Origin of the sequence: Agrobacterium sp. D14 (genome assembly GCF_001526505.1) — a bacterium.
Classification (GTDB): domain Bacteria; phylum Pseudomonadota; class Alphaproteobacteria; order Rhizobiales; family Rhizobiaceae; genus Agrobacterium; species Agrobacterium leguminum.
In genome coordinates this window covers 1-1,683 of record NZ_ASXX01000049.1, presented here as the reverse complement: position 1 = coordinate 1,683, position 1,683 = coordinate 1, and the positions used below count along the sequence as shown (strand labels likewise).

The 1,683-nt window shown below is 62.4% G+C and carries 2 protein-coding genes; both read right to left on the bottom strand.

Translation table 11 applies throughout. The features are described from left to right. On the bottom strand, positions 1-896 hold an 896-nt coding region (locus tag L901_RS21235; protein WP_059760093.1), incomplete at its 3' end, for an electron transfer flavoprotein subunit alpha/FixB family protein. 25 nt (positions 897-921) lie between these two features. Beyond that, positions 922-1,668 carry an electron transfer flavoprotein subunit beta/FixA family protein gene (locus tag L901_RS21230; protein ID WP_003520827.1) on the bottom strand — a complete coding sequence of 249 codons (747 nt, stop codon included), beginning with the start codon at positions 1,666-1,668 and terminating at the stop codon, positions 922-924. Between the last annotated feature and the right edge of the window lie 15 nt (positions 1,669-1,683).

The window sequence follows — 1,683 nt, the reverse complement described above, 5'->3', positions numbered from 1 at the left end:
ACGAGGCCGTAGTCTGCCACCTGGAAGATCGGCGCTTCCTCGTCCTTGTTGATGGCGACGATGACCTTCGAATCCTTCATGCCGGCCAGATGCTGGATGGCGCCGGAAATGCCGGCGGCGATGTAAAGCTGCGGCGCAACCACCTTGCCGGTCTGGCCCACCTGCCAGTCGTTCGGTGCATAACCGGCATCGACAGCCGCACGGCTGGCGCCAACGGCGGCACCGAGCTTGTCGGCGACGGGAAGGATGACTTGCCTGAACTTTTCCGACGAACCGAGCGCGCGGCCACCCGAGATGATGATCTTGGCCGATGTCAGTTCCGGACGGTCGGACGACGCCAGTGCATCGGAGACGAAGCTGGAAAGGCCGGGGTTTGCAGCAGCGCCAATGGTTTCAATTGCTGCCGAACCGCCTTCAGCGGCCGCCGCAAAGGCGGTCGGACGCACGGTGATGACCTTCTTCGCATCGGTCGCCTGCACCGTCTGGATGGCGTTGCCGGCATAGATCGGCCGCTTGAAGGTGTCAGGGCTGACGACCTCGATGATTTCCGAGATCTGCGCAACATCGAGAAGCGCCGCAACGCGCGGCGTCACGTTCTTGGCCGAGGCGGTCGCCGGCGCAATGATGACGTCATAAGAAGGCGCAAGCGAAACGATCAGCGCCGCCAGCGGTTCTGCCAGCGCATTGGCATAGGAAGCGTCGTCGGCGAGCAGCACCTTGGATACGCCGGAGAGTTTCGCGGCAGCGTCGGCTGCGCCCTTTGCATTGGTGCCGGCGACGAGCACATGGACGTCGCTTCCCGTCCCCTTGGCAATCTGCGTTGCCGCCGTCAGCGTCTTTGCCGTCAGGTCGGAAAGGGTTGCGTTGTCGTGTTCTGCCAGAAGAAGAATGGCCATGAGAATATCTCCCTTTTCCGAAACCTTAGAGGACGCCGTCGGCTTTGAGCTTTTCGACCAGCTCGGCAACCGAGCCGACCTTGATGCCGGCCTTGCGGCCTGCCGGCTCTTCGGTCTTCAGCACCTTCAGGCGCGGCGAAACATCGACGCCGAAATCGGCCGGCGCCTTCTTGTCGAGCGGCTTCTTCTTCGCCTTCATGATGTTCGGCAGCGACGCATAACGCGGCTCATTGAGACGAAGATCGGTGGTGACGACGGCGGGAAGCTTCAGCTCAACCGTCTGCAGACCGCCATCGACTTCACGGGTGACCGCGACCTTGCCGTCGGACGGTACGACCTTGGAGGCGAAGGTGCCCTGGCCCCAGCCGAGCAATGCTGCCAGCATCTGGCCGGTCTGGTTCGAATCGTCATCGATCGCCTGCTTGCCGACGATGACGAGGCCGGGCTGCTCAGCCTCGGCAACGCCCTTCAGAAGCTTGGCGACGGCGAGCGGCTCGACCGTCTCGTCGGTCTCGATCAGGATGGCGCGGTCGGCGCCCATGGCGAGCGCGGTGCGCAGCGTTTCTTCCGCCTTGGCTGGACCGATGGAGACGACCACGACCTCTTCGGCCTTGCCGGCTTCCTTCAGGCGCAGCGCCTCTTCCACCGAGATTTCGTCGAACGGGTTCATCGACATCTTCACATTCGCAAGCTCAACGCCTGAACCATCCGATTTTACGCGGATCTTGACGTTGTAATCGACGACTCGTTTGACGGGGACAAGGATCTTCATCGGCGGCTTTCCTCA

Excerpts from the sequence above, each read along its gene's own strand:
- L901_RS21230 (WP_003520827.1), bottom strand. The coding sequence starts at position 1,668 with ATGAAGATCCTTGTCCCCGTCAAACGAGTCGTCGATTACAACGTCAAG.